The sequence below is a fragment of the Kitasatospora griseola genome, assembly GCF_014648555.1.
Classification (GTDB): domain Bacteria; phylum Actinomycetota; class Actinomycetes; order Streptomycetales; family Streptomycetaceae; genus Kitasatospora; species Kitasatospora griseola.
The window spans coordinates 94,903-119,392 of the sequence record NZ_BMRI01000003.1; the positions used below are offsets into that span (position 1 = coordinate 94,903).

Annotated in this window: 24 protein-coding genes; 10 read left to right on the forward strand and 14 right to left on the reverse strand. The window is 72.7% G+C overall.

Annotated elements, in window-relative coordinates; all coding sequences use genetic code 11:
* Positions 1–868 (reverse strand): tetratricopeptide repeat protein (locus IEZ12_RS04570; protein ID WP_229847245.1); only part of this gene is annotated, 868 nt, incomplete at its 3' end.
* 341 nt (positions 869–1,209) lie between these two features.
* Between IEZ12_RS04570 and IEZ12_RS04575 the strand changes: the two genes are divergently transcribed.
* Entirely contained in the window at positions 1,210–1,878 is a 669-nt protein-coding gene (locus IEZ12_RS04575; protein WP_189270939.1) for a TetR/AcrR family transcriptional regulator, read from the forward strand.
* Positions 1,879–1,885: 7 nt separating this feature from the next.
* On the opposite strand, the gene IEZ12_RS04580 is transcribed toward IEZ12_RS04575, so the two are convergent.
* Positions 1,886–2,755, reverse strand: a complete 870-nt coding sequence (locus tag IEZ12_RS04580) for a sigma-70 family RNA polymerase sigma factor (protein WP_189270940.1) — start codon at positions 2,753–2,755, stop codon at positions 1,886–1,888.
* A 94-nt stretch (positions 2,756–2,849) separates the two neighbouring features.
* On the opposite strand from IEZ12_RS04580, the gene IEZ12_RS04585 reads away from it, so the two are divergent.
* On the forward strand, positions 2,850–3,581 hold the full coding sequence (locus IEZ12_RS04585; RefSeq protein WP_189270941.1) for an SDR family oxidoreductase: 732 nt from the start codon (positions 2,850–2,852) through the stop codon (positions 3,579–3,581).
* Between the two features lie 39 nt (positions 3,582–3,620).
* On the opposite strand, the gene icmA is transcribed toward IEZ12_RS04585, so the two are convergent.
* The 3 genes from icmA to IEZ12_RS04600 all read right to left on the reverse strand — a co-directional run bounded on the left by icmA (position 3,621) and on the right by IEZ12_RS04600 (position 6,370).
* On the reverse strand, positions 3,621–5,306 hold the full coding sequence (gene icmA / locus IEZ12_RS04590; RefSeq protein ID WP_043916071.1) for a coenzyme B12-dependent isobutyryl-CoA mutase large subunit: 1,686 nt from the start codon (positions 5,304–5,306) through the stop codon (positions 3,621–3,623).
* Positions 5,307–5,480: 174 nt separating this feature from the next.
* A complete protein-coding gene (locus tag IEZ12_RS04595; RefSeq protein ID WP_189270942.1) occupies positions 5,481–5,810 on the reverse strand; it encodes a DUF3817 domain-containing protein in 330 nt (109 codons plus the stop codon).
* Positions 5,811–5,830: 20 nt separating this feature from the next.
* On the reverse strand, positions 5,831–6,370 hold the full coding sequence (locus tag IEZ12_RS04600; protein WP_189270943.1) for a MarR family winged helix-turn-helix transcriptional regulator: 540 nt from the start codon (positions 6,368–6,370) through the stop codon (positions 5,831–5,833).
* 461 nt (positions 6,371–6,831) lie between these two features.
* Between IEZ12_RS04600 and IEZ12_RS04605 the strand changes: the two genes are divergently transcribed.
* The gene (locus IEZ12_RS04605) at positions 6,832–8,481 is read left to right on the forward strand and encodes a M4 family metallopeptidase (RefSeq protein WP_189270944.1); all 1,650 of its coding nucleotides are present in this window, start codon (positions 6,832–6,834) and stop codon (positions 8,479–8,481) included.
* Positions 8,482–8,561: 80 nt separating this feature from the next.
* Here the strand turns inward: IEZ12_RS04605 and IEZ12_RS04610 are convergent, their stop codons facing one another.
* A complete protein-coding gene (locus IEZ12_RS04610; RefSeq protein WP_189270945.1) occupies positions 8,562–8,885 on the reverse strand; it encodes a DUF3817 domain-containing protein in 324 nt (107 codons plus the stop codon).
* Positions 8,886–9,050: 165 nt separating this feature from the next.
* Here IEZ12_RS04610 and IEZ12_RS04615 point away from each other — a divergent pair, with 165 nt between their 5' ends.
* The 4 genes from IEZ12_RS04615 (at position 9,051) to IEZ12_RS04630 (ending at position 11,984) form a co-directional block, all read left to right on the forward strand.
* Positions 9,051–9,824 (forward strand): DUF2127 domain-containing protein, encoded by a 774-nt coding sequence (locus IEZ12_RS04615; protein ID WP_189271115.1) that lies wholly within the window; start codon positions 9,051–9,053, stop codon positions 9,822–9,824.
* An 83-nt stretch (positions 9,825–9,907) separates the two neighbouring features.
* The gene (locus IEZ12_RS04620; RefSeq protein WP_189270946.1) at positions 9,908–10,546 is read left to right on the forward strand and encodes an AIM24 family protein; all 639 of its coding nucleotides are present in this window, start codon (positions 9,908–9,910) and stop codon (positions 10,544–10,546) included.
* Positions 10,546–11,196: an AIM24 family protein gene (locus tag IEZ12_RS04625; RefSeq protein ID WP_100587981.1), complete on the forward strand. Its 651-nt coding sequence runs from the start codon at positions 10,546–10,548 to the stop codon at positions 11,194–11,196. The genes IEZ12_RS04620 and IEZ12_RS04625 overlap by 1 nt, the downstream gene beginning before the upstream one ends.
* The gene (locus tag IEZ12_RS04630) at positions 11,196–11,984 is read left to right on the forward strand and encodes an AIM24 family protein (protein WP_189270947.1); all 789 of its coding nucleotides are present in this window, start codon (positions 11,196–11,198) and stop codon (positions 11,982–11,984) included. The genes IEZ12_RS04625 and IEZ12_RS04630 overlap by 1 nt, the downstream gene beginning before the upstream one ends.
* Before the next feature lie 61 nt (positions 11,985–12,045).
* Here IEZ12_RS04630 and IEZ12_RS04635 read toward each other — a convergent pair whose 3' ends face one another.
* The 6 genes from IEZ12_RS04635 to IEZ12_RS04660 are packed head-to-tail and all read right to left on the reverse strand — an operon-like array spanning position 12,046 to position 17,114.
* Positions 12,046–13,221, reverse strand: a complete 1,176-nt coding sequence (locus IEZ12_RS04635) for a cytochrome P450 family protein (RefSeq protein ID WP_189270948.1) — start codon at positions 13,219–13,221, stop codon at positions 12,046–12,048.
* Positions 13,218–13,835 (reverse strand): GTP-binding protein, encoded by a 618-nt coding sequence (locus tag IEZ12_RS04640; protein WP_100587984.1) that lies wholly within the window; start codon positions 13,833–13,835, stop codon positions 13,218–13,220. Before IEZ12_RS04640 ends, IEZ12_RS04635 begins: the two co-directional genes overlap by 4 nt.
* Positions 13,813–14,172, reverse strand: coding sequence for a DUF742 domain-containing protein (locus IEZ12_RS04645; RefSeq protein WP_043916061.1), 360 nt, complete (start codon positions 14,170–14,172; stop codon positions 13,813–13,815). The genes IEZ12_RS04640 and IEZ12_RS04645 overlap by 23 nt, the downstream gene beginning before the upstream one ends.
* The gene (locus IEZ12_RS04650; protein ID WP_043916060.1) at positions 14,169–14,588 is read right to left on the reverse strand and encodes a roadblock/LC7 domain-containing protein; all 420 of its coding nucleotides are present in this window, start codon (positions 14,586–14,588) and stop codon (positions 14,169–14,171) included. Before IEZ12_RS04650 ends, IEZ12_RS04645 begins: the two co-directional genes overlap by 4 nt.
* Positions 14,585–16,084 (reverse strand): ATP-binding protein, encoded by a 1,500-nt coding sequence (locus tag IEZ12_RS04655; protein WP_229847284.1) that lies wholly within the window; start codon positions 16,082–16,084, stop codon positions 14,585–14,587. Before IEZ12_RS04655 ends, IEZ12_RS04650 begins: the two co-directional genes overlap by 4 nt.
* Before the next feature lie 37 nt (positions 16,085–16,121).
* Positions 16,122–17,114: an MBL fold metallo-hydrolase gene (locus IEZ12_RS04660; protein WP_189270950.1), complete on the reverse strand. Its 993-nt coding sequence runs from the start codon at positions 17,112–17,114 to the stop codon at positions 16,122–16,124.
* Positions 17,115–17,307: 193 nt separating this feature from the next.
* Here IEZ12_RS04660 and IEZ12_RS04665 point away from each other — a divergent pair, with 193 nt between their 5' ends.
* On the forward strand, positions 17,308–17,823 hold the full coding sequence (locus tag IEZ12_RS04665) for a MarR family winged helix-turn-helix transcriptional regulator (RefSeq protein ID WP_189270951.1): 516 nt from the start codon (positions 17,308–17,310) through the stop codon (positions 17,821–17,823).
* 10 nt (positions 17,824–17,833) lie between these two features.
* Here the strand turns inward: IEZ12_RS04665 and meaB are convergent, their stop codons facing one another.
* Positions 17,834–18,787, reverse strand: a complete 954-nt coding sequence (gene meaB / locus IEZ12_RS04670) for a methylmalonyl Co-A mutase-associated GTPase MeaB (protein ID WP_189270952.1) — start codon at positions 18,785–18,787, stop codon at positions 17,834–17,836.
* A gap of 77 nt (positions 18,788–18,864) precedes the next feature.
* On the reverse strand, positions 18,865–20,055 hold the full coding sequence (locus IEZ12_RS04675) for an acetyl-CoA C-acetyltransferase (protein ID WP_189270953.1): 1,191 nt from the start codon (positions 20,053–20,055) through the stop codon (positions 18,865–18,867).
* A 252-nt stretch (positions 20,056–20,307) separates the two neighbouring features.
* On the opposite strand from IEZ12_RS04675, the gene mce reads away from it, so the two are divergent.
* Positions 20,308–20,742, forward strand: a complete 435-nt coding sequence (gene mce, locus IEZ12_RS04680; protein ID WP_100587990.1) for a methylmalonyl-CoA epimerase — start codon at positions 20,308–20,310, stop codon at positions 20,740–20,742.
* 365 nt (positions 20,743–21,107) lie between these two features.
* Positions 21,108–24,490: polarized growth protein Scy-related protein (locus tag IEZ12_RS04685; RefSeq protein WP_189270954.1), on the forward strand; the 3,383-nt coding region annotated here is incomplete at its 3' end.

Sequence of the window (24,490 nt, forward strand, 5' to 3'; positions counted from 1 at the left end):
AGGTCCTCGCCACGGTGTCGACCAGCCGGCCGAACGCGTCCTCGACGTGCCCGCCGACCAAGTCCAGGTCGGCCGCCCGCAGTTGGGCCTGCACGTCCTTCGCGTCGGCCGCCGCGTCGGAGCGCACCTGCTGCGGGTCGAGCTTCTCCACCCGCTGCAGCAGCTGCGCCTGGGCCAGGCCGAGCTTCGCCTCGACGTGGCCGGGCCGCTCGCCCAGCACGTTCTGGTACGCCTGCACCGCGCCGCCCAGGTCGCCCCGGTCCAGCGCGTCGTGCGCGGCCTCCAGCGCCGGGTCGGCCGGCACCCGCGGCACCGCCTCCTCGCCCGCGCCCGCGCCGCCCGCGGCGGTGCCGACGATGCCGAAGCGCTGCTCGGCGACCGCGATCAGCTGGTCCAGCACCTTGCGGACGTTCGACTCGTTCTCGGCGCCCTGGAACAGCGGCACCAGCTGGCCCGCCACCACGGCCATCACGGCCGGGATCCCCTGGATGCCGAACTGCTGGGCGATCAGCGGGTTGGCGTCCACGTCGATCTTGGCGAGCACGATCCGGCCCGCGTACTCCTCGGCGAGGCGCTCCAGGATCGGGCTCAGCTGCTTGCAGGGACCGCACCACTCGGCCCAGAAGTCCACCACCACGGGGACCTCGGTCGAGCGCTGGACCACCTCCGACTCGAAGGTGTCCTCGGTGACGTCCAGCACCAGGGGGTAGTCCGCGAGCGCCGGGGCTTCGCCCGCCGCCGCCTGCCGGGCTCGCTCGGCCCGGGTCTGCTCCGCCTTCTGGGCGGCCTCTCCGGCCGCCTTCACCGCGGCGAGGTCCACCGCACCGCGCAGGGCGGAGCTGTTGAGACGCGAATTCCGTGACTGCATGGCTCTATCCTCCCCCGCCGGAGCCGGTACCGGACGCCATCCGCCCGGAAATGCCGAAACCCGGACGCCCCGCCTCCCCCGGCGGAGCCCGACCGTTCGGGCGCGGATCCCCATCCGCGCCCCGTGCCCGCCCGATCCCGGAGGGCAGGGCACATTGGTTGTCGCTCTTTCGCTACTGGTCGTAGCGTATCTGCCCGACGGGCTCCCCCCGCAAGCCCCAACCGCCCTCCGGAAGCGTGAGCTGTCCCACTTTCCGACCCCGGGCGGGTGTCGGGCAGCGCCGCAGGTCGCTACCGTGGGCCCACCAAGTTACTTCTGAGTAAATTCGCTGAGGAGGCGCGGTGGCCCCCACCACCCGGCAGCCCGCCGAGCACCCGGACCCGCCGGCCGCCGTCACCCCGCCGCCCACCCGCGGCAAGGGCCGCCCCCGCAGCGTCGCCGCCGACCAGGCCATCCTGGACGCCACCCGCGAGGCACTCGCCGAACTCGGCTGGGGCGGACTCACCATGGGCGACGTCGCCCAGCGGGCCGGCGTCGCCAAGACCACCCTCTACCGCCGCTGGCCGTCCAAGAGCGAGCTCGTGGTCGACGCCATCGCCAGCCTCTTCGACCAACTGGAGTGCGCCGACCGCGGCAGCCTGCAGGCCGACATCGAGGCCGTGGTCGCCCGCTTCGCCGAGCTCCTCACCCGCCCCGAGACCCAGGCCGCCCTGCTCGCCCTGTTCGCCGAGGGCAGCCGCGACGTCCAACTCCGCCACCGCATCCGCGAACGGATCGTCCAGCCGCAGAAGGTCCTGGTCCAACTCGGCCGGGCCAACGCCCAGGCCCGCGGCGAGATGGACCCCGACCGGGACCCGGCCACCGCCGACGAGGAGATCGACATCATCTTCGACACCATCGCCGGCACCGTCGAACACCGCCTGCTGGTGAGCGGCGAACCCGTCACCCCGGACTGGATCCACCGCTTCACCACCCTGCTCCTCAACCCCTTCCCGGGGCTGCTGCGCTGACGGCCGCTCAGCTCGGCAGTGCCAGCGCCGCCAACCGCGCCGGATCGTTCAGCACGTCGATCCGCGCCACCCGGCCGCCCACCACGGTGAACGCCATCACCGACACCGGACGGCCCTCCCGGACCGTCAGCACGCCGTAGGCGCCGTTCACCAGCACCAGCCGCGCGAACGGCGCCAGGCTCCGGAACCCGGCCGCGGAGGCGGCGATCGCCGCACCGCCGCGCAGCACCCGGGACAGCTCCACCAGCGCACCGCCGTCCGAACGCAGCACCGCGTCCGGCGCCAGCACCCGGACCAGCGCCTCGAAGTCGCCTTCCCGGGCCGCCGCCAGGAACGCCTCCACCGCGCCCCGCTGCACCGCCGGATCCCGATCGGGCTCCGGCGCCCGCTCCTTCACCCGCCTGCGCGCCCGACTCGCCGACTGCCGCACCGCCGCCGGGGACTTCTCCAACAACGGCGCGATCTCCTCGAACGGCACCGCGAACAGATCGTGCAGCACGAACGCCAACCGCTCCGCCGGCCCCAGCGTCCCCAGCACCACCTGCAGCGCCATCCCCACCCGGTCCCCCAGCAGCGCCACCGCCTCCGGATCGTCCCGCTCCGGCGCGGCCAGCACCGGATCCGGCACCTGGGTGTCCAGCTCCTCCTCCCGCCGCCGCGAACGGCTGCGCAGCTCGTTCAGGCACACCCGCGACACCACCGTGGTCAACCAGCCGCCGAGGTTCTCCACCTCCTCCGCATGCCGGTCCAGCCGCAACCACGCCTCCTGCACCGCGTCCTCGGCCTCCCCCAACGACCCCAGCATCCGGTACGCCACCGCCCGCAACCTGGGCCGCTGCGCCTCGAACCGCTCCGCGAGAAGAGCTCCCCCGCTCATCTGTCACATCCCTTTCCCGGTCGGGGTCACCACTGCAGACACCCACTGTGGCAGGCCGGACGATCACGCCGGCGGCCGGAACGGAGCACACGCCATGAACGTCCTCGTCACCGGCGGCACCGGAACCCTCGGCGCCCTCGTCGTCCCGCAGCTCCTCGAAGCCGGCTGCACTGTCCGCGTGCTCAGCCGCCGCACCCGCCCCGACAGCGACGGCGTCCACTACGTCCGCGGCGACCTGATCGCCGGCACCGGGCTGGCCGAGGCACTGGACGGCGTCGACACCGTGCTGCACCTCGCCGGCGGCGCGAAGGGCGACGACACCGCCGGCCGACGCCTCGCCGACGCGATGGCCCTGGCGGGCGGCGTCCGGCACGTCGTGATGGTCTCGGTGATCGGCGCCGACGCCATGCCGATCGGCTGGTTCCGCGCCAAGCGGGACGCGGAACGCGCCCTCGCCGACAGCGGCGTGCCCTGGACGGTGCTGCGAGCCGCCCAGTTCCACACCCTGGTGGCCACGATGGCGGGCAAGCTCGGCAGACTCCCCGTGCTGCCCGACCCGAAGGGGCTGCGCTTCGAGCCCGTCGACCCTCGCGAGGTCGCCGACCGCCTGGTCGCCCTCACCCTCGCCGCCCCCGCCGGCCTCGTCCCCGACCTGGCCGGCCCCCGGGTGTACGCCTTCGCCGACCTCCTCCGCCCCCGCAGGACGCTGCGCGTGCCGCTCGCCGGAAAGATCGGCCGCGCCTACCGCGACGGCCGGAACCTCGCCGGGCCGGGAGCGACTCGCGGCACCCGCACCTGGGAGGCGTTCCTCCTGGAGAACAGGTAGCACCGGGGGCGCCGGGGACACCCCGGCGCCCCCGGTCCCTCAGAAGCTGGCGTTCTCGCGGTACGTGCCCCACTCGTCGCGCAGGGCGTGGCAGATCTCGCCGAGGGTGGCTTCGGCGCGGACGGCCCGGAGCATCGGTTCGATCATGTTGGCGCCGGAGCGGGCGGCGGCCAGCATCGCGTCGAGGCCGGCGCGGACGGCGGTCTCGTCGCGGTGCGACTTGCGGTCGGCGAGGACGCGGACCTGCTCGCGTTCGACCTCGTGGCTGACGCGGAGAATTTCGAGTTCGGGGGTGACGCTGCGGGGGTGGCAGTTGACGCCGACGACCTTCTTCTCACCCTTCTCCAGGGCCTGCTGGTACTGGAAGGCGGCCTCGGCGATCTCGCCGGTGAACCAGCCCTCCTCGATGCCGCGCAGGATTCCGGAGGTCATCGGGCCGATCGGGTGGTCGGCGGCGCCCTTGTCGAGGATGCGGCGGAAGATCTCCTCGACCTGCGCCTCGATCTTGTCGGTGAGCGCCTCGACGTACCAGGAGCCGCCGAGCGGGTCGGCGACGTTGGTGACGCCGGTCTCCTCCATGATCACCTGCTGGGTGCGCAGCGCGATCTCGGCGGCCTGCTCGCTGGGGAGCGCGAGGGTCTCGTCCAGGGCGTTGGTGTGCAGGGAGTTGGTGCCGCCGAGGACGGCGGAGAGGGCCTCGACGGCGGTGCGGACCACGTTGTTGTACGGCTGCTGGGCGGTGAGGGAGACGCCGGCGGTCTGGGTGTGGAAGCGCAGCCACTGCGCCTTCTCGGTCTTGGCGCCGAAGTGGTCGCGCATCCAGCGGGCCCAGATCCGGCGGGCGGCGCGGAACTTGGCGATCTCCTCGAAGAAGTCGAGGTGGGCGTCGAAGAAGAAGGACAGGCCGGGGGCGAAGACGTCCACGTCGAGGCCGCGGGACAGGCCGAGTTCGACGTAGGCGAGGCCGTCGGCGAGGGTGTAGGCGAGTTCCTGGGCGGCCGTGGCTCCGGCTTCGCGGATGTGGTAGCCGGAGACCGAGAGCGGCTTGTAGGCGGGGATGCCGCTCGCGCAGTGCTCCATCAGGTCACCGATCAGGCGCAGGTGGGGCTCGGGGGCGAAGAGCCACTCCTTCTGCGCGATGTACTCCTTGAAGATGTCCGTCTGCAGGGTGCCGTTGAGGACGGCGGGGTCGACGCCCTGGCGTTCGGCGGCGACCAGGTACATGCAGAAGATCGGGACGGCGGGGCCGGAGATGGTCATCGAGGTGGTGACCTCGCCGAGCGGGATGCCGGCGAACAGCACCTCCATGTCGGCGGCGGAGTCGATGGCGACGCCGCAGTGGCCGACCTCGCCGAGCGACTTGGCGTCGTCGGAGTCGTAGCCCATCAGGGTGGGCATGTCGAAGGCGACGGAGAGGCCGCCGCCGCCCGCGTCGAGGATCATCCGGTAGCGCTCGTTGGTCTGCTGCGCGTTGCCGAAGCCGGCGAACTGGCGGATGGTCCAGGCGCGGCCGCGGTAGCCGGTGGGGTGCAGGCCGCGGGTGTAGGGGTACTCGCCGGGCCAGCCGATCCGCTCGAAGCCCTCGACCGGCTGGCCGGCGGGCGGGCCGTAGACGGGCTCGACGGTCTCGCCGCTCAGCGTGGTGAAGTCGGCGTCGCGCTTGCGCGCCTTGTCGTACCGCTGCTGCCAGCGCTGCCGGCCGGCTTCGATCTGCTCGGCGTCCATCGGCTCCGACTCCGCTCCGTGCGGCCGCCCGGTGGGTGGGCGGCACAACTACTTGGATGTCCTACTAATTTACTCGGACGTCCTACTATCTGTCGATGCCCAGCCGCCGGAATCGAACACACGAAGGGCGCCCCTCCCGAGGGAGGGGCGCCCGGCAGAGCGGTGTGCGGCGGGTCAGGCGGCGGCCGGCTCCGCGGCGATCAGCGGGGCGATCTCGCGGCTGACCTTGCGCTCGACGAAGAACACGGCGGTGGGGATGGTGCCGGCCAGCAGGACCCAGGCGAGCTTGCCGATCGGCCACTTGGCCTTGGTGCCGAGGTCGAAGGCGAGCACCAGGTAGATCACGTACAGCCAGCCGTGCGCGATGCCGACCGCGGTGGTGAAGCCCGCGGCGCCCGACACGTCCAGGGCGTACTTGGCGATCACCCCGGCGGTGAGCAGGATCAGGAGGACGCCGGTGATGTAGGCCATGGCGCGGTAGCGGGTCAGCACACTCTGCTTCATGCCATCGAGGGTAACCGGCCCTACGGGTGCTCCCGGCCCGGGCCCTCCTGGTGCGGCAGGTCGAAGTCTCCGGCCGCGACCCGCAGCGGGCGGAGCAGTTCGAACACCTCGCGGCAGGCGTCCTCGTCGTAGCCCTCCAGGCCGAATTCGACGGTCATCAGGTCGCGGGTGGCGTGTTCGACGACCTGGCGGCCGCGGTCGGTGATGGCGGCGAGGACGCCGCGGCCGTCGAGCGGGTTGGGGCGGCGGGCGACCAGTCCGGCGCGCTCCAGGCGGTCGACGGTGTTGGTGACGCTGGTGGGGTGCACCATCAGCCGCTCGCCGATCTTGGACAGCGGGAGTTCGCCGGAGCGGCTGAAGGTGAGCAGCACCAGGGCCTCGTAACGGGCGAAGGTCAGGCCGTAGGGCTTGACCACCGCGTCGACCCGGCCCAGCAGGATCTGGTGGGCGCGCATCACCGAGGTGATCGCCGCCATCGCCGGCACCTTGCCCCAGCGGCGGGTCCAGAGCTGGTCGGCGCGGGCGATCGGGTCGAAGTCGAGGGCGAGGGGCTTGGGCACGACCCCACCGTACCCGCGGGGCGGGGCGGGAGTAGCAGGTGTCCACGATGGTGGACAAGGCCCGCCTGTTGGCGGGTTCGCGCCAAACAGACGACCGCCACCGGTTGGCCGCCTTTTACACCGGATATTCCGTCACTATTCAGTGAAAACCCGGGAGTTGGGTCGAGGCCCAGCCCGCAGCGCATCGTTCGCGGTGAAACCTCCGATTTCCTGACCGTTCCATTGCCGGGGCGCTGGCGAGAGTTTGCCAATAGTTGCCGGGGCGCTGTTCCCGGATTTGAACGGTTGTCATGCTTCTGCCCAGCCCCGTTCGACACGTCGGCCCCACCCCACCGGCGTCCGTCGTTCAGACCGCACGGAGCTGCACGTCAGCACCCGTATCCGCCCCAGCAGGCACTGACCCCCGGTGCCCCGGAACGTGGTGCGACCGCGCACGCGGTTGATCCGGAAGGAACCCGTACGTGAAGCGAAAGCTCGCTGTCGGAGCCGTTCTCTCTGCCTCGGCCCTGCTGGCCGGCGCGATCCAGGTGAGTGCCGGGATCGCACAGGCCGCCCCGAACCCGGCCGCCCAGAACGCCGCCGCCCAGAACCGCGGCAACGCGCTGGCCCTGGCCGCCTCGCAGGCGCCCTCCGCCGCCAAGGCCCTGGGCCTCGGCGCCCAGGAGAAGCTGGTGGTCAAGGACGCCATCGTCGACGCCGACGGTACCCGTCACTTCCGTTACGAGCGCACCTACGACGGACTGCCCGTGCTCGGCGGCGACCTGGTCGTCCACCAGGACGCCAAGGGCCAGGTCCGCTCCTCCGACAAGGCCGTCTCCGGCAGCCTGGCCCCGGCCTCGCTGAGCCCGAAGCTGACGGCCGCCCAGGCCGCCGGCAAGGCGACCGGCGCGGTGCAGTCCACCGTCGGCATCGCCAAGGACGCCGACGAGGCCGCCCTCACCTCGGTCTCCGGCGCCACCGGCACCGCCGAGCTGGTCGTCTGGGCCGCCGACGGCGCCCCGCGCCTGGCCTACCGCACCACCGTCGAGGGCATGCGGGCCGACGGCACCCCGAGCCGCCAGAAGCTGGTCACCGACGCCAACACCGGCGAGGTCCTCTCCACCCACGAGGAGATCCAGACCGCCAACGCGACCGGCACCGGCAACGGCGTCTTCGTCGGCAACGTCTCGCTGACCACCACGCTGACCGGCAGCACCTACACGTTGAAGGACGCCACCCGCGGCAACCAGTACACGACCACGCTGGCGAACAAGACCTCCGGCAACGGCACCCTGTACTCGAAGACCACCAACTCCTGGGGCAACGGCCTGGCCTCCAACAAGGAGTCCGCGGCCGTGGACGCCCAGTACGGCGCGGCCGTCACCTGGGACTTCTACAAGAACACCTTCGGCCGCAGCGGCATCCGCAACGACGGTGTCGGCGCGTACAGCCGGGTCCACTACGGCAGCAACTACGTCAACGCGTTCTGGGACGACAGCTGCTTCTGCATGACCTACGGCGACGGTGCGTCCAACACCCACCCGCTGACCGAGCTGGACGTCTCCGGCCACGAGATGAGCCACGGCGTCACCTCCAACACCGCCGGCCTGAACTACTCGGGCGAGTCCGGCGGCCTGAACGAGGCGACCTCCGACATCTTCGGCTCGATGGTGGAGTTCTACGCCAACCTGTCGAAGGACGTGCCGGACTACCTGATCGGCGAGCTGATCGACATCAACGGCAACGGCACGCCGCTGCGCTACATGGACAAGCCCTCCAAGGACGGCGCGTCCGCCGACTACTGGTCCTCCACGGTCGGCAACAAGGACGTCCACTACTCCTCGGGCGTCGCCAACCACTTCTTCTACCTGCTGGCCGAGGGCAGCGGCGCCAAGACCATCAACGGCGTCAGCTACAACTCGCCCACCTACAACGGGGCGACCCTCACCGGCATCGGCCGGTCCCAGGCCCAGCAGATCTGGTACCGGGCGCTGACCGTCTACATGACCTCCACCACCAACTACAAGGCCGCGCGCACCGCGACCCTGAACGCGGCGAAGGACCTGTACGGCGCCACCTCCACCCAGTACAACGCGGTGGCGGCGGCCTGGACCGGCGTCAACGTCAACTGACCCCCAGCGGGTAGCGCAAAAGCTCGCGGCGGCCGGGCCTCCCACGAAGAGGCCCGACCGCCGCGCACCACGTTCCGGTGTCAGGCAGCGGCCGGCTTCGCCGCGTCCAGCTCGCCGCGCTCCTCCTTGGCCAGCATCCGCTCGGCGAAGAAGCCGCCGGTGGGCAGCACCGACAGCACGAACATCAGCAGCGCGCGCTTCGGCTCCCAGCGGCGGGCCTGGTACGCCTGCACCAGGAAGACCACGTACAGCACGAACAGCACGCCGTGCACCATGCCCATCACCGGCACGCCGTTGAAGCTGGTGGTCCGCTTCAGCACCGAGCAGATCAGCAGCAGGATGAACGACAGGCCCTCCGGGCCGGAGACCAGGCGCAGGCGGTGGACGGCGGCGATGCTCTTCACGGGATTCCTCACAGGCACGGCGGGCGGCGGCGTTTGTGAACGGATGCACAAACCATGCCTATTATCACCGACCCCCCATCCCGGCCGACCCGGACCCCCTATCCTGCTGTGCTGCGCGCGGCCTGACCGGCAGGCCCGCGAACCCACGGGGGGACGCACGACATGCTGAGGCGAGACTGGGACCGGCACACCTGTGCCCGGCGCGGCCACATCACCTACGCGCCCGACGAGACCGACCTGCGGACACGACTGCACGCGAGCACCGCCCTCGGCACCGCCTGGCGCTGCCTGCGCTGCGGCGACTTCGCCCTCGGCGAGCCGCACGGCTCCGGCCCCGCCGACGAGGCGCCGCTGGTGCCCCGCGGCAAGGCCCTGCGCGACCTGTTCATCCTGCGCTTCCTGGCCGTCGAACGGCTGCTGCGCGGCCTGCTGATCGTGGTCGCCGCCTGGGCGGTGTGGAAGTTCTCCAACAGCCAGGACGCGGTGCACCGGATCTTCGACGAGAACCTGACCGTCTTCAAGCCCGTCACCGACCACTTCCACTACGACCTCGACCACTCGCCGATCGTCGACACCATCCGCAAGACCTTCGACTACCGGCACGACACCCTGATCTACGTCGCCGTCGCGCTCGTGGTGTACGCGGTGGTCGAGATCGTCGAGGCGTTCGGCCTGTGGTGGGGACAGCGCTGGGCCGAGTACCTGACGGTGGTCGCCACCGCCGCGTTCCTGCCGCTGGAGGTCTACGAACTCACCGAGCACGTCAGCGTGCTGAAGATCTGCACGCTGCTGCTGAACATCGCCGCGGTGCTCTGGATCATGCTCTCCAAGCGGCTGTTCGGCCTGCGCGGCGGCGTCGTCGCGTTCGAGGCCGAGCGGCACTCCGCCTCGCTGCTGGAGGTGGAGACCTCCGCCGGGGCGCTGCCGCAGGCCGCCTGACGGCCCGTCCGATGTGCCGGTTCCGTACCAGCTCGGCCCGGCCCTCTCCCCATATCGGGGCGAGGGCCGATACATTCCGGAACGTGGCACAGTTCCGACTCCAGGGGTCCAAGGTCCTCGCCGTCGATCTCGCCGGGGACACCGTCAAGGCACGCAACGGCTCGATGGTCGCCTACACCGGACAGATGGGCTTCAAGAAGCTCACCGGTGGCGGCGACGGCCTGCGCGGCATGGTCACCCGCCGGCTCACCGGCGAACGCATGGAGGTCATGGAGGTGAGGGGGCAGGGCACCTGCTACTTCGCCGACAAGGCCACCGAAATCAATCTGGTCCGACTGAACGGCGAAACGCTGTTCGTCGAGTCCGACAACCTGCTCTGCACCGAGGCGACGCTGCGCACCGGCACCTCCTTCACCGGCCTGAACGGGATGGCGGGCGGCAACGGCCTGTTCACCACCAAGGTCGAGGGCCAGGGCTGGGCCGCCGTCACCTCGAACGGCCCGGCGGTGATACTCCGCGTCACCCAGGGCCTGCCGCTGCGGGTCGACCCCGGCGCGTACATCGCGCACACCGGCAACCTGAACCGCGCCCTCAAGTCCGGCGCCGGCTGGACCACGCTGATCGGCGAGGGCGGCGGCGAGGCCATGCAGGTCGAGTTCACCGGCGAGGGCCTGGTCTACGTCCAGCCCTCCGAGCGCCTGACCTTCGGAGGCGACGCCTGATGGCCTTCACCCTGATCAACCACAAGATGGTCTCCGCCCAGGTGTTCCCGGGCCGGCGGATCCTGTCCCAGCGCGGCGCGATGCTCGGCTACACCGGCGAAGTCACCTTCCGGCCCAACCTGATGGGCGGCCAGGGCGGCGTGATGTCGATGATCGGCCGCCGGGTCGCCAACGAGGACACCCCGCTGATGACCGTCGAGGGCCACGGCACCGTGATGTTCGGCCACGGCGGACACCACGTCCACGTCATCGACCTGGCCGGCGACACCCTCTACGTCGAGGCCGACCGGCTGCTCGCCTTCGAGGACAGCCTCCAGCAGTCCACCATGTTCATGGGCCAGCAGGGCGGCCTGATGGGCGTGGTCCGCGGCCAGGTCACCGGACAGGGCCTGTTCACCACCCAGCTCAGCGGCAAGGGCGCCGTCGCCGTCATGGCCCACGGCGGTGTCGTCGAACTCCCGATCTCCCCCGGCCTCCCCGTCCACGTCGACCCGCAGGCCTACGTCGCGCACCGCGGCCAGGTCACCAACAAGCTGTCCAGCGCGCTCGGTTGGCGCGACATGATCGGACGCGGCTCCGGCGAGGCCTTCCAACTCGAACTCTCCGGACACGGCATGGTGTACGTGCAGGCCAGCGAGGTGAAGCTCTGATGACCTACCCGCCGATCCTTCAGACCCCCGGCGGCGAGGGCCCGCAGATCTGGGACCCGCACACGCTGCCCGTCAACGACAACGTCAACCCGTACTGCTTCTCGGTGAACCTGAACGGCGCGTACTACCTGCAGAAGGGCAAGATGATCGCCTACTACGGCGAGATGCGCTTCTCCGGGATCGGCCGCGGCGTCCTCGACCGGGTCCTCGAACAGAACTTCAACTCCCCGCTGCACGCCTCCGACTGGGTGGTCGCCGAGGGCCGCGGCACGCTCCTCCTCGCCGACCGCGCGTACGACCTCAACTCGTACGACCTGGAGGACGGCAACCTGACCGTCCGGTCCGGGAACCTGCTGGCCTTCGAGCCCACCCTCCGCCTCAAGCAGTCGATCATCCCCGGGTTCCTCACCCTGATCGGCACCGGCAAGTTCGTCGCGGCCTCCAACGGGCCCGTGCACTTCGTCGAACCGCCGGTGCGGGTGGACCCGCAGGCCCTGGTCGGCTGGGCCGACTGCCCCGCCCCCTGCCACCACTACGACCACAGCTACCTGCACGGCGTCCTGGGCGGCATCCGGCACCTGACCGGGATCGGCGGCGCGAGCGGCGAGGAGCACCAGTTCGAGTTCATCGGCGCGGGGCAGGTGCTGATGCAGTCGTCCGAGACGGTCCTGGCGGAGAAGTCGGTGGGCGTCGTCGGCGAGCAGTCGGCGGTCCCGCACCAGCAGCCCACCCAGGCCGCACCGGGGCTGGGCAACCTTAGGGACCTCGGCCGCCAGTTCGGGCTCTAGCAGACGGCAGAGGGCGCACCGCCAGGGGCGCCCCTGGTGATGCACCTCCTGGTCTCTCGCCCTAAAGCGCTGTGAACTCGACCGGGAGGGAGACGAGTGCCCGGTGGACCGGGCCCTGGCGCCAGAGGATCTGGTCGGCGGGGACGGCCAGGCGGAGGTCGGTGAGGCGGCTGATGAGGTATTCGATCGCGGTGACGGCCATCAGGACGGCGGGCTGACGGGCGGGGCAGCGGTGCGGGCCGGCGCCCCACGCGAGGTGGGCGTAGGAGCCGCCGAGGGACTCGCTCTCGGCGGCGGGGAGCGCGGCCTGCGCGTTCGCGGAGGCGTAGGAGATCAGCACCGGCTGGTCGGGGGCGATGGCGGTGCCGTGGAAGACGATGTCGTGCCGGGCGTAGTGCGGTGCGAAGTTGGACAGCGGCGGGTCGGTCCAGAGCACCTCGTTGACGGCGTCGTGCGCGCTGAGCGCGCCGCTGTGCAGGGAGCCGGCGTAGCGGTCGTCGGAGAGCATCCGCAGCAGCGCGTTGGCGGTGAGGTTGGCGGTGGGTTCGTGGCCGGCCATCAGGGTCAGGGTGATGTGCCGGACGACCTCGTCGTCGGCGAGTCGCGCCGGGTGGTTGATGAAGGCGGAGATCAGGTCGTGCCGGGGTGCGGTGCGGCGTTCGGCGACCAGGCCGGTGATGACGGCGACCAGGTCGGCGTACGCGGCGATGGCGCCGGTGGAGGACTCGAAGGAGCGGTTCATCGCGGCGCTGATCCGGTCGAGGTCCTGGTCGGGGATGCCGTACCAGGAGCAGAGGATGAGCAGCGGGAGCCGGTAGGCGTACTGGGCGAGGATGTCGGCCTTGCCGGTGTGCGCGAATTCGGCGATGAGCTGTTCGGCGACGGCGGTGGTGTCGCGTTGCAGCAGGTGGGGCTCGATGATGCCGACGCTGTCGGTGATGACCTGCCGGTAGCGGGCGTGGATGGCGCCGTCGTTGAAGAGTGCGGTGGGGCGCCAGCCGAGCATCGGCATGATCGGGGAGTCGGCGGGCTGGGTGGCCTGCCAGACGCGGGAGTCGCGGGTCCAGGTCTCGGTGTCGCGGAGGACTTCCAGGGCGACGTGGTAGTCGGTGACCAGCCAGGCGTCGATGCCGGGGGCGAGTTCGACGGGGGCGAGCGGTCCGCGGTCGCGCAGCCGGGCGTAGTGGGCGTGCGGCTGGGCGGCGAACTGCGGGCCGTAGAGGGCGGTGCGGGTCATGGGGCGGTCTCCTGGGGGAGGCGGTCCAGGACGTGCTCGGTGAGGGCGATCAGCGCGTCCAGGCAGCCTGCACGTTCCCGGGCGTCGCATTCGATCAGCGGGGTGGCGGGGTCGAGGTCGAGTGCGGCGCGGATCTTGTCGAGCTCGATCGGCGGAGTGTCGGGGAAGCGGTTGACGGCGACCGTGTAGGGCAGTCCGGCTTCCTCGATGAGGTCCATGGCGTCGAAGGCGTCGGCGAGGCGGCGGGTGTCGGCGAGGATCAGCGCGCCGAGGGCGCCGCGGGCGAGGTCTTCCCAGAGCGGCAGGAAGCGGCGCTGGCCGGGGGTGCCGAACAGGTAGAGGACGAGGTCGCCGGCGGGCAGGGTGAGCCGTCCGAAGTCGACGGCGACGGTGGTGGCGGTCTTGCCCGGGGTCCGGCTGATGTCGTCGACGGGGACGCCGTGGGCGGTCATGGTCTCCTCGGTGTGCAGCGTCGGGATCTCCGACAGCGAGCGCACGAAGGTGGTCTTCCCGACCCCGAACGGCCCGGTGACCATGAGTTTCATCAGGATCGGGTCGGTGGCGGGGAGGTACACGGGGCTGCTGCCCGTGCTACTTGAGGGCGCGGAGTCCACTGAGGAGCCTTTCGGCGAGGTCCCGGTTGACCGGCTGGGCGGAGGGGATCGGCGCGCGCACCTTGAGGGCGCCGCGCTCGGCCAGGTCGGCGGCGATGAAGACGGTGGCGCTGACCGGGAGCCTGAGGTGGGCGGCCGCCTCGGCGACGGTCAGTGCGCCGGGGCGGACCAGCTCCCATAACTGGCGGTGTTCGCCGCCGAGTCCGGCGGGCAGGTCGGCGGCGGCGTGCAGGATGCTGAGCCGGTCGAGGCTGTGCCTGCCGGCGGCGGCGGTGCGGCCCTGGGTGGCGAGGTAGGCCGGGACGAGCCGGCGGCGGGGCCCGCTGGGTGTGGTCATGTCCCGCTCGCCTCCCGGGCGGGGCTGGCGAGGGCTCTGGCGAGCGCGGCGACCTGGACCTGCATCTGGTAGGCGATGGTGCCGAGGTCGGCGCCGGGGAGGGCGAACACCGCGAGCGAGGAGTTGGCGCCGGCCGGGGTGACCACGGCGTAGCCGAGGTCGGACTCGACGACGGTCTGGGTGAGCCGGACCTGCTCGGCCTCGGTGAAGGCGACGGTGAACGCGCGGGCGGCGGCGTGCAGCGAGGCGGTCATCGCGGCGACCCGGTCGGCGTTGTCCCGGCCGAGGTCGGCGGAGTGGCCGGTGACCAGGCCGTCGCCGGTGGCGATGACGGCGTTCTGCACGCCGGGCAGGTCGAGCAGCGGGGTGAGGACCCAGGAGAGGTCCTCGGTGTGGCGGCGGAGCTGGGTGGTCACGGGGTTTCGACTCCTTCGGGTGCGGCGGGTCCGTCGAGGCCCGGGCCGTGGTGGACGGCGCTGCGGCCGGCGAGGGTGCCGGACTGCAGGGCCGACCACGCGGAGCGGGCCCGGTCGGGGGTGCTGCCCGCCGGGGACGGGAGGGCGGGCGGCGCGTCCTGCTGCGGGACGCGCGGGCTGCGGCGCTTGCGGGTGGGCAGCGCGTCGCCCTCGTCGAACACCGGTGTGGTCTGGGTGATCGGGCGGGGGGCGAGCGCGGAGAGCGGGGCGGCCGGGTCGGTCAGCGTGAGCAGGTCGGCGGGCAGCCGCAGGATGGCGCGCACACCGCCGTACGGGGACGGCTCGACCCGGCAGCCGAAGCCGAACTGCCGGCAGAGCAGGCCGATCACGGCGAAACCGGCCTGCGGCGGGTCGCCGAGTTCGGTGAGCAGTACCTCGGCCTGGCCGCCGAGCAGGTCGCCGGCCCGTTCCAGCTGGTCGGGTTCCATGCCGACGCCCATGTCGTCGACCACCACCAGGGCGCCGGAGCTGCCCTGTTCGATGGAGACCACCACCCGGGTCTCGGGGTGCGAGTAGGCGGTGGCGTTGCCGAGGATCTCGGCGAGCGCGATGGCGACGGGTTCGGCGGCCCGGGCGGCCACCGCGAGGCGCGGTTCGCGCAGGTGGTTGGTGATCTCGATGCGGGCGTAGCCGGCCACTCGGGACTGTGCGCCGACGCAGAGTTCGGCGAGCGGCGAGTCCTCCCGGGTCATGCCGGGCCAGGCGCCGGAGAGCACCGCGAGGGACTGGACCCGACGCAGCGTCAGTTCGTTGCGGAAGTCGAGCGCCAGCAGTCGCGGGTCGTCGACGCTGAGCTGGATCTCCTCCAGCAGCGAGCGGACCTGGATCAGCAGGGCCTGGATCTTGGACGCGGCGCCGCGCAGCGCGGCCCGGGCGGCGGCGTCGGTGCGGTCGCGTTCGGCGAGCACGGCGCGGACGGCGGCGGTGAGCGCGCTCTCCAGGGCGTGCTGGAGTTCCTCGGTGCCGCCGGTGACGTCGAGCGGCCCGGGGACGGGCGTCCTGGGGTGGGTGAGCGCGGTGGTGGCGGCGGGCAGCCGCTCGTGCGCGAGGTGGCCGAGTTCGCGCACCGCGGCGGCGTACCGGGCGTCGGCGACGGTGCGGTGGGCCTCCGCGGTGCGGGCCGCGATGTCGGCGGCGTGGGTGCGTTCCTCGGCCGCGTCGGCCCGGGCGGAGGCCGCGCCGGCGCGGTCCTCCGCGGCCCGGGCGGTCGCCTCCGCGGCGCGGGCCGTCGCCTCCGCCGCGCGGGCCGTGCCGTCGGCGGCGCGGGAGCGCTGCTCGGCCGCGTCGGCGCGGGCGCCCACGGCGCGGGCCGAGGCCTCGGCGTCGCCGGTGCGCAGTTCGGCGGCCCGGGTGGCCCGGACGGCGCGGCGGAGGAGCCACAGCAGGGGTGCTGCGGCCGCGGCTGCGCCGGCCAGGACGTACACGATCACGACCATCGGATCCTCGGGGGGTGTCGTCGTCGCGGGTCGGGGGTCAGGCGGTGCTGGCGGCGGTCTCGGCGCCGCGCTGCCGGGCGAGGCCGGCCATCCGGCCGAAGACCTCCATCATGGCGGGCGGCTCGCTGCCGTCGAGGTGCCGGTACTCGGTTGCGATGGTGATCAGCAGCCGCTCGGGCAGGCCGAGTTCGGGGTAGCGGCGTTCGTCGATGACGGTGCGCGCGGCCTCGGCGGCCGGGACGCCGGCGGCGTGCAGGGCGTGCGCGCGGTCGCGGACGTGGCCGAGGTACTCGGCGTGGGCGCGCAGGTCGTGCCGGGTGAGCAGCGGGCCGTGGCCGGGGACGATCTTCTCGGCGCCGGTGGCGAGGATGCGTTCGACGGCGTCGATGACGTTGCCGAGCGGGCCGGCCCAGTGCACGGCGTGGTCGCCGGGGCGGTCGGCGGTGGAGCCGAAGACGATGTCGCCGGTGAACACGGTGGAGCGGGTGGGCAGGTGGACCATCAGGTCGCCGCTGGTGTGGGCCGGCGGGAGGCTGCTGACCTGCACCGGGATGTCGCCGACGCGCAGTTCGAGTTCGCCGGTGAAGACGGTGTCGGGCTGGATCGGCGGGGTGTCGGCCCAGTCGAAGCACCCGAAGTGCTCGTGCAGGTAGGAGCCGGTGTCGGTGGCCGGGTCGAGGCTCTGCAGCAGGGCGTGCTGCTCCTCGGGGGTCGGCTCGTAGGCGATGTGGTGCAGCGCCTCGTGGGTGGTGATGAGTTCGGCGTCGGGCAGGACGCCCGCGCCCCACATGTGGTCGCCGTTGGCGTGGGTGACGACGATCCGGTCGACGGTGACGCCGCGCGGGAGGACGGCGCGGGTGCGGTCGAGGAACTGGCCGGCCAGCGTGCGGTCGTACGGAGTGTCGATCCACAGTGCGGCGTTGCCGGAGGCGACCAGGCCGCAGTTGGCCAGGCCCCATCCGCGCTGCTCCGGCTGCCAGGCGTACACGCCGTCGGCTATCGAATGGAAGTTCGCGCTCCGCGTCGTCATGGGCGCGATTATGCCTAACATACCGTCACCGGCCGAGTGCGCCCCGAGAATTGAACATGCCCGTTTCAATTCGGCCAGGCGGGAAGGCGGTTGTGCGGGTACGGAGCATTCCGATCTTCGAAACGGCGACCATACACCGGCCCGCCCGTGTGAACTTGTACAAGATTGAACAACACGAGCTATACTCGGTCCCATGGATACACCTGTGACCGGAGCGCCGGCGGTCTCCCCCTCCCCCGCCGAGGAGGACACGCCGTGGCTCGACGCGCGTGAGCAGCGGTTCTGGCGCGCCCACCTGGAGGTCGGGAAGCTCCTCGAACACCAGTTGAGCCGGGAACTGCAGGCGCACAACCTCGCCATCAACGACTACGAGATCCTCGTGGTGCTCTCCGAGTCCCCCGAGCGCCGGATGCGGATGACCGACCTGGCCTCCGCCACCATGCAGTCCAAGAGCCGCCTCTCCCACCAGATCACCCGGATGGAGACGGCCGGCCTGGTGCTGCGCCAGGAGTGTCCCGGCGACCGCCGCGGCCTCTACGCGCACCTGACCGACTTCGGCTGGGAGACGCTGCGCAAGGTCGCCCCCGACCACGTGCGCAGCGTCCGCGAGCACTTCGTCGACCGCCTCACCGACGAGCAGCTGGACGCCATGTACGACGCCCTCGCCCCGATCGCCGAGCACCTGCGGGCGCTGCGCGGCCGGAGCTGAACACCGCCGCTCAGCCGGTGAGTTCGGCCACCAGCCGGTCGGCGGCCGTGTACGGGTCGAGGGCGCCCTCGGCGACCTGACCGGCCAGCGCGTCCAGGTGGCGGTCGCCGCGCAGGTCCCCGATCCGGGCGCGCAGCGCGGCCAGCGTGATCGCCTCGACCTCCTGGGCGGCCCGGCGCCGGCGGCGGGCCGCCAGCTCGCCGGTCTCGGCCAGCCAGCCGTGGTGCTTCTCCAGCGCCTCGACCAGCTCGTCCACGCCTTCGCCGCGGGCGGCCACGGTCTTCACGATCAGCGGCCGCCAGTCGCCGGGCTGCCGGGACTCGCCCAGGCCGAGCATGTGGTTGAGCTCCCGGGCGGTGGCGTCCGCGCCGTCCCGGTCGGCCTTGTTGACCACGAACACGTCGCCGATCTCCAGGATGCCCGCCTTCGCGGCCTGGATGCCGTCGCCCATGCCGGGCGCGAGCAGCACCACCGAGGTGTCGGCCTGCGCGGCGATCTCCACCTCGGACTGGCCGACGCCGACGGTCTCCACCAGGATCACGTCGCAGCCCGCCCCGTCCAGCACCCGCAGCGCCTGCGGGGCCGCCCAGGACAGGCCGCCCAGGTGGCCGCGGGTGGCCATCGAGCGGATGAACACCTCCGGGTCGGTGGCGTGCTCCTGCATCCGCACCCGGTCGCCGAGCAGCGCCCCGCCGGAGAACGGCGAGGACGGGTCGACGGCGAGCACCCCGACCCGCTTGCCGAGCCGGCGGTAGGCGGTCACCAGCGCGGAGGTCGAGGTGGACTTGCCCACCCCGGGCGAGCCGGTCAGGCCCACCGTGTACGCCCGCCCGCTGTACGGGGCCAGCGCGGCCATCACCTCGCGCAGCTCGGGGGCGGCGTTCTCCACCAGGGTGATCAGCCGGGCCACCGCCCGGGGGCGGCCCTGCCGGGCCTGCTCGACCAGCGTCGCCACATCGGCCATCGGGTTGCTCCTCGCAGCAGAAAAGACGGGATCCCCGTGAGGCGGCGGCTGCCGCCTCACGGGGACTTGACGATCGGTCAGCCCTGCGCGGGGACCTTGACGATCAGGGCGTCGCCCTGGCCGCCGCCGCCGCACAGCGCGGCCGCGCCGACGCCGCCGCCGCGGCGCTGCAGCTCCAGTGCCAGGTGCAGCACCACGCGGGCGCCGGACATGCCGATCGGGTGACCCAGCGCGATCGCGCCGCCGTTGACGTTGACGATCTCGTCGCTGACGCCGAGGTCCTTCATCGACTGGTGGGCGACGGCGGCGAACGCCTCGTTGATCTCGATCAGGTCGAGGTCGGCGACCTCCAGGCCCTCCTTGGCGAGGGCGTGCTTGATCGCGTTGGACGGCTGCGACTGCAGCGAGTTGTCCGGGCCCGCGACGTTGCCGTGCGCGCCGATCTCGGCGATCCAGCTCAGACCCAGCTCCTCGGCCTTGGCCTTGCTCATCACCACGACCGCGGCGGCGCCGTCGGAGATCTGCGAGGAGGTGCCGGCCGTGATCGTGCCGTCCTTGGTGAAGGCGGGGCGCAGCCGGCCCAGGCCCTCGGCCGTGGTGTCGGCCCGGATGCCCTCGTCCTGGCTGAACAGCACCGGGTCGCCCTTGCGCTGCGGAATCGCGACGGGGACGATCTCGGCCTCGAACACGCCGTCGGCCTGCGCCTTGGCGGCCCGCTGGTGGGAGGCGGCGGCGATGGCGTCCTGCACCTCGCGGCCGATGCCCAGGCGGGTGTTGTGCTTCTCGGTGGACTCGCCCATCGGGATGTTCTCGTAGGCGTCGGTCAGACCGTCGTGCGCCATCGCGTCGAGCATCTCGATCGCGCCGTACTTGAAGCCCTCGCGGGACTTCGGCAGCAGGTGCGGGGCGTTGGTCATCGACTCCTGGCCGCCGGCCACCACGATGTCGAACTCGCCGGCCCGGATCAGCTGGTCGGCCAGGGCGATGGCGTCCAGGCCGGACAGACACACCTTGTTGATGCTGAGCGCGGGCACGCTCATCGGGATGCCGGCCTTCACGGCGGCCTGCCGGGCCGGCATCTGGCCGACGCCGGCCTGCAGCACCTGGCCCATGATCACGTACTGGACCTGCTCGCCGGCCACACCGGCCCGCTCCAGTGCCGCCTTGATCGCGAAGCCGCCCAGCTCCGCGCCGGAGAAACTCTTGAGCGAGCCGAGCAGCCGACCCATCGGCGTGCGCGCACCTGCGACGATCACAGAAGTAGTCATGGACGAGCCCCTTCGCGCGTCGGACCAGAGGGTATGGGGATGCGGTCAATGTACTGATCGGTCACCTCCGCGTCACCGCCGCGAGGATGTGATCAGCGCTACTGGCACCTTCAAGTGAACACCGTGCCAGTTCCGGGAAGTTCCACCACGGGAAACTCCGATGTGAGCAGACTCGCAAGGCGTGCCGCTGGCGTGCGGTCGCCGCGATGCGCTGCACTGAGTGCCACCCTTCACACGCCTTCGGAGGCCCCCGTGCTGACCCGCATCGACCACATCGGCATCGCCTGCTTCGACCTGGACCGGACCGTCGAGTTCTACCGGAACACGTACGGGTTCGAGGTGTTCCACTCGGAGGTCAACGAGGAGCAGGGCGTCCGCGAGGCCATGCTGAAGATCAACGACACCGGGGACGGCGGCGCGTCCTACCTGCAGCTGCTGGAGCCGACCCGGGAGGACTCCACGGTCGCCAAGTGGCTGGCCAAGAACGGCGAGGGCGTGCACCACATCGCCTTCGGAACCGCGGACGTCGACGGGGACGCCGCGGCGATCCGGGGCAAGGGCGTGCGGGTGCTGTACGACGAGCCCCGGCGCGGTTCGATGGGCTCGCGGATCACCTTCCTGCACCCCAAGGACTGCGGCGGCGTGCTGACCGAGCTGGTCACCGCCGCGGAGCCGGGCGAGCACTGACCGCAGGCCGTACGGGCCCCGGTCGGGGCCGGTACGGGGCCCGGCCGGGGGGCGAACAAGCAGTAACGAACCGGTCGGTAACTTCCGAAAAGGACCTCGCCCCCATTCCCCCCGGCACGGCTCCCACTACAATGCCCAGGTGCGCAGGTACCTCCGGTCCGCGCACCGCAGGGGAGTCCACGACGCGGGCACGGCCGAACGGTCGCCGTTCGGATCTGTCACCATTCTCCAGAGGCAACAGATCGCTCAGGAGTCCACCCGGACGGCGGAGCGATGGCAAGGACCGCCCGGTCCGGCCCCGGCACCTGCCCGGGAGCGGAACGGACCGGTCGAGGACGCGACCAGGAGATGGGCGGGACCGCGGAGTGCGGGGCTACGACCGCGTTGAGGATCACCTCTCCAAGTTCGAGGCCGAGCTGGAGAAGGCCCGCAAGGAGCGGGACAAGACGATCGAGCACGCCGACGACCTCGCCTACCAGGTGGAGGTGCTCCGGGCCAAGCTCCACGAGGCCCGTCGGCAGCTCGCCCAGCCGCGAGCCTTCGACTCCGTCTCCGGCCAGGCCGAACAGCTGCTGCGGAACGCCGAGATGCAGGCCGAGGCGCTGCGCGCCGACGCCGAGCGCCAGCTCCGCGAGTCCCAGGCCGCCACCCAGCGGATGATGGCCGAGGCCGCCGAGCGCACGGCCCAGCTGGAAGCCGAATTCAACGCCAGGCGCCGCCGGTTGGAGGAGGAACTCGCCGAGTTCCGGGCCGCCGCCGAACGCCACGTCAACGAGAACGTCAACTGGGCGGAGCAGACCCGCGCCGGAACCGAGCAGGAGGCCCAGCGCCTGCTCCAGGAGGCCCGCGCCGAGGCCGACCGGATGATGGCCGCCGTCCGCGCCGAGGCCACCGCGCTCGCCGACCAGGCCCGCGCGCAGACCGCCGCCGACGTCGACGCCGCCCGCGGCGAGGCCCAGGCCCGCGCCGAGGCCGCCCTGCTGCGTGCCCAGTCCGACGCCGAGCGCCTGCTGCGCGCCGCGTCCGAGCAGGCCCAGCAGACCGGCGCCCAGGCCGAGGAACAGCGCGTCGCCGCCACCGCCGCCGCCCAGCAGCAGCTGGCCGAGGCGCACGCCGCCGCCGAGCAGAAGCTCGCCGCCGCCGAAGCCGAGATCACCGCCCTCAAGCGGCAGGCCCTCGCCGACCAGGAGCGCGCCGAGGCCGCCCTGGTCGGCGCCCAGGCCGAGATAGAGCGGCTGCGCGCCGAGGCCCTCGCCGAGGCCGAGCGGGCCCGCACCGAGGCCGCCCGGATGCGCGAGGAGGCCCTCGCCGCCGCCGAACGCCTGCAGTCCGAGGCCACCGCCGAGGCCGAGCGCAAGGTCGCCGACGGCGACGCCGCCAGCGAACAGCGCTCGCAGACCGCCAAGGCCGAGATCGCCAAGATGGTGGCCGCCGCCACCCGCGAGGCCGAGCTGATCAAGGCCGCCGCGTCCACCGCCCAGGCCGAGGCGGACGCCGCGAAGGCCGCCGCCGCCGAGGAGAGCGAACGCCTGCGCGGCGCCGCCGAGTCGGTCGCCAACGAGCTGCGCGCCGACGCCGAGAAGGAGATCGCCGAGCACTGGACGGCCGCCGAGCGCAAGGCCGTCGAGCTCCACGAGCAGGCCGCCGCCGAGGCCGAACGCCTGCGCGCCGAGGCCGCCGAGACCGGCCGCGCCGAGGGGGCCAAGGACGCCGCGCTGCGTCTGGCCCGGGCCGCCAAGCAGGCCGAGGAGGTGCTCGCCCGCGCGACCACCGACGCCGAGGCCACCCGCGGCGAGGCCGCCGCCGAGGCCGAGCGGCGGGTCGAGCACGCCAAGTCCGAGGCCGGCACGCTGCTGGAGCAGGCCCGCCAGGCCGTCGAGCAGGCGCAGAACGCCGCCATGGAGGACGCCGCCTCGATCCGCGAGCAGCTGGAGCGGATGCAGGCCGAGGCCGCCCAGGCCCGCGAGCAGGCCGAGGAGCACCGCTCCGCCGCCGCCGCCGAGGCCGAACGGGTCCGCTCCGAGGCCCGCCGGCAGGCCGCCGTGCAGATCGAGGAGTCCGCCAAGCAGGCCGAGGAACTGCTGACGGGCGCCAAGACCGACGCGGACGCGCTGCGCTCCGGCGCCGCCGAAGAGGTCCAACGGCTGCGCACCGAGACCCGCGAGCAGGCCGCCGCCGTCCAGGGCCGGGCCGAGCAGACCCTGACCCGGGCCCGCACCGAGGCCGAGAAGCTCACCTCCTCCGCCGCGCAGGCCCGCGACGAGGTGCTGGCCGCCGCGAAGACCGCCGCCGAGGCCACCCGCGCCGACGCCGAACGGGACGCCGCCCAGACCCGCGAGCAGGCCGAGGCCGCCGCCGCGACCGTCCGCGCCGAGGCCGACGCCACCGCCGAGGCCACCCGCGCCGACGCCACCCACTGGGCCGAACAGCACCGCGACGAGACCGAGGACGCCTGCCGGGCCGTGCGCGAGGCGGCCGAGCAGGTCGCCCGTACCGTCACCGAGCAGGCCGAGGCCGCCGCCCAGGCACTGCGCGACGAGGCCACCGCCGCCCGCGAGGCGGCCCGCGAAGACCTGGAGCGCGACCGGGCGCTGACCGCCGAGAAGCTGACCGAGGCCACCACGATCCGTGAGGCCGCCGACGGCGAGGCCGCCTCCGTCCGCAAGGCCGCCGCGCAGGACGCCCAGCGGGTGCGCGCCGAGGCCGACCAGCAGCTCACCGCCGCCCGCGCCGAGGCCGAGGCGCTGGCCGCCGAAGCCGCCGCCGACCGGACCGAGGCCGCGCAGCTGCGCGAGGACGCCGACGCCTACGACCGCGAGCTGCGCGAGATCGCGGACCGCGACACCGCCGAGCTGCGCGCCGTCGCGGACCGGGAGACGGCCGAACTCCGCGCCACCGTCGAGCAGGAGGTCGCCGAACTCCGCGCCACCGCCCAGCGCGAGACCACCGAACTGCGCGAGCAGGCCGCCGCGTTCGACCGCGAACTGCGGGAGAGCGCGGCCGTCTTCGACCGCGAACTGCGCGCCATCACCGAGCAGGAGACGGCCGAACTCCGGACCGTCACCGAGCAGGAGGTGGCCGAGCTCCGGGCCGTCGCCGAGCGGGACGTCGCCGAACTGCGCACGGTCGCCGAGCAGGAGACGGCCGAGCTCCGCGCCACCGCCGAGCGGGACGTCGCCGAGCTCCGCGCCGTCGCCGACCGCGAGACCACCGAACTGCGCGAGCAGGCCGACGCCTACGACCGCGAGCTGCGCGAGACCGCGGACCGCGACACCGCCGAGCTGCGCGCCGTCGCGGACCGGGAGACGGCCGAGCTGCGCGCCGTCGCGGACCGGGAGACGGCCGAACTCCGCGCCACCGTCGAGCAGGAGGTGGCCGAACTCCGCGCCACCGCCCAGCGCGAGACCACCGAGCTGCGCCGGGACGCCGCCCAGGCCTCCGAGGAGTTGCGGGCCGAGGGTGCGGCGCAGGCCACCGAGCTGGTCGCACAGGCCGAGCAGGACGCCGCCGAGGTCCGGCAGTCCGTCGCGGGCCTGCACGAGACGGCGACCAAGCAGATCACCGCACTGCGCGCCACCGCCGAGCAGGAGGTCGCGGAGCTCCGCGCCACCGCCGAGCGGGAGACGGCAGAGCTGCGCGAGGCCGCGGCCGCGTACGACCGCGAGCTGCGGGAGACCGCGGACCGCGACACCGCCGAGCTGCGCGCCGTCGCGGACCGGGAGACGGCCGAACTCCGCGCCACCGTCGA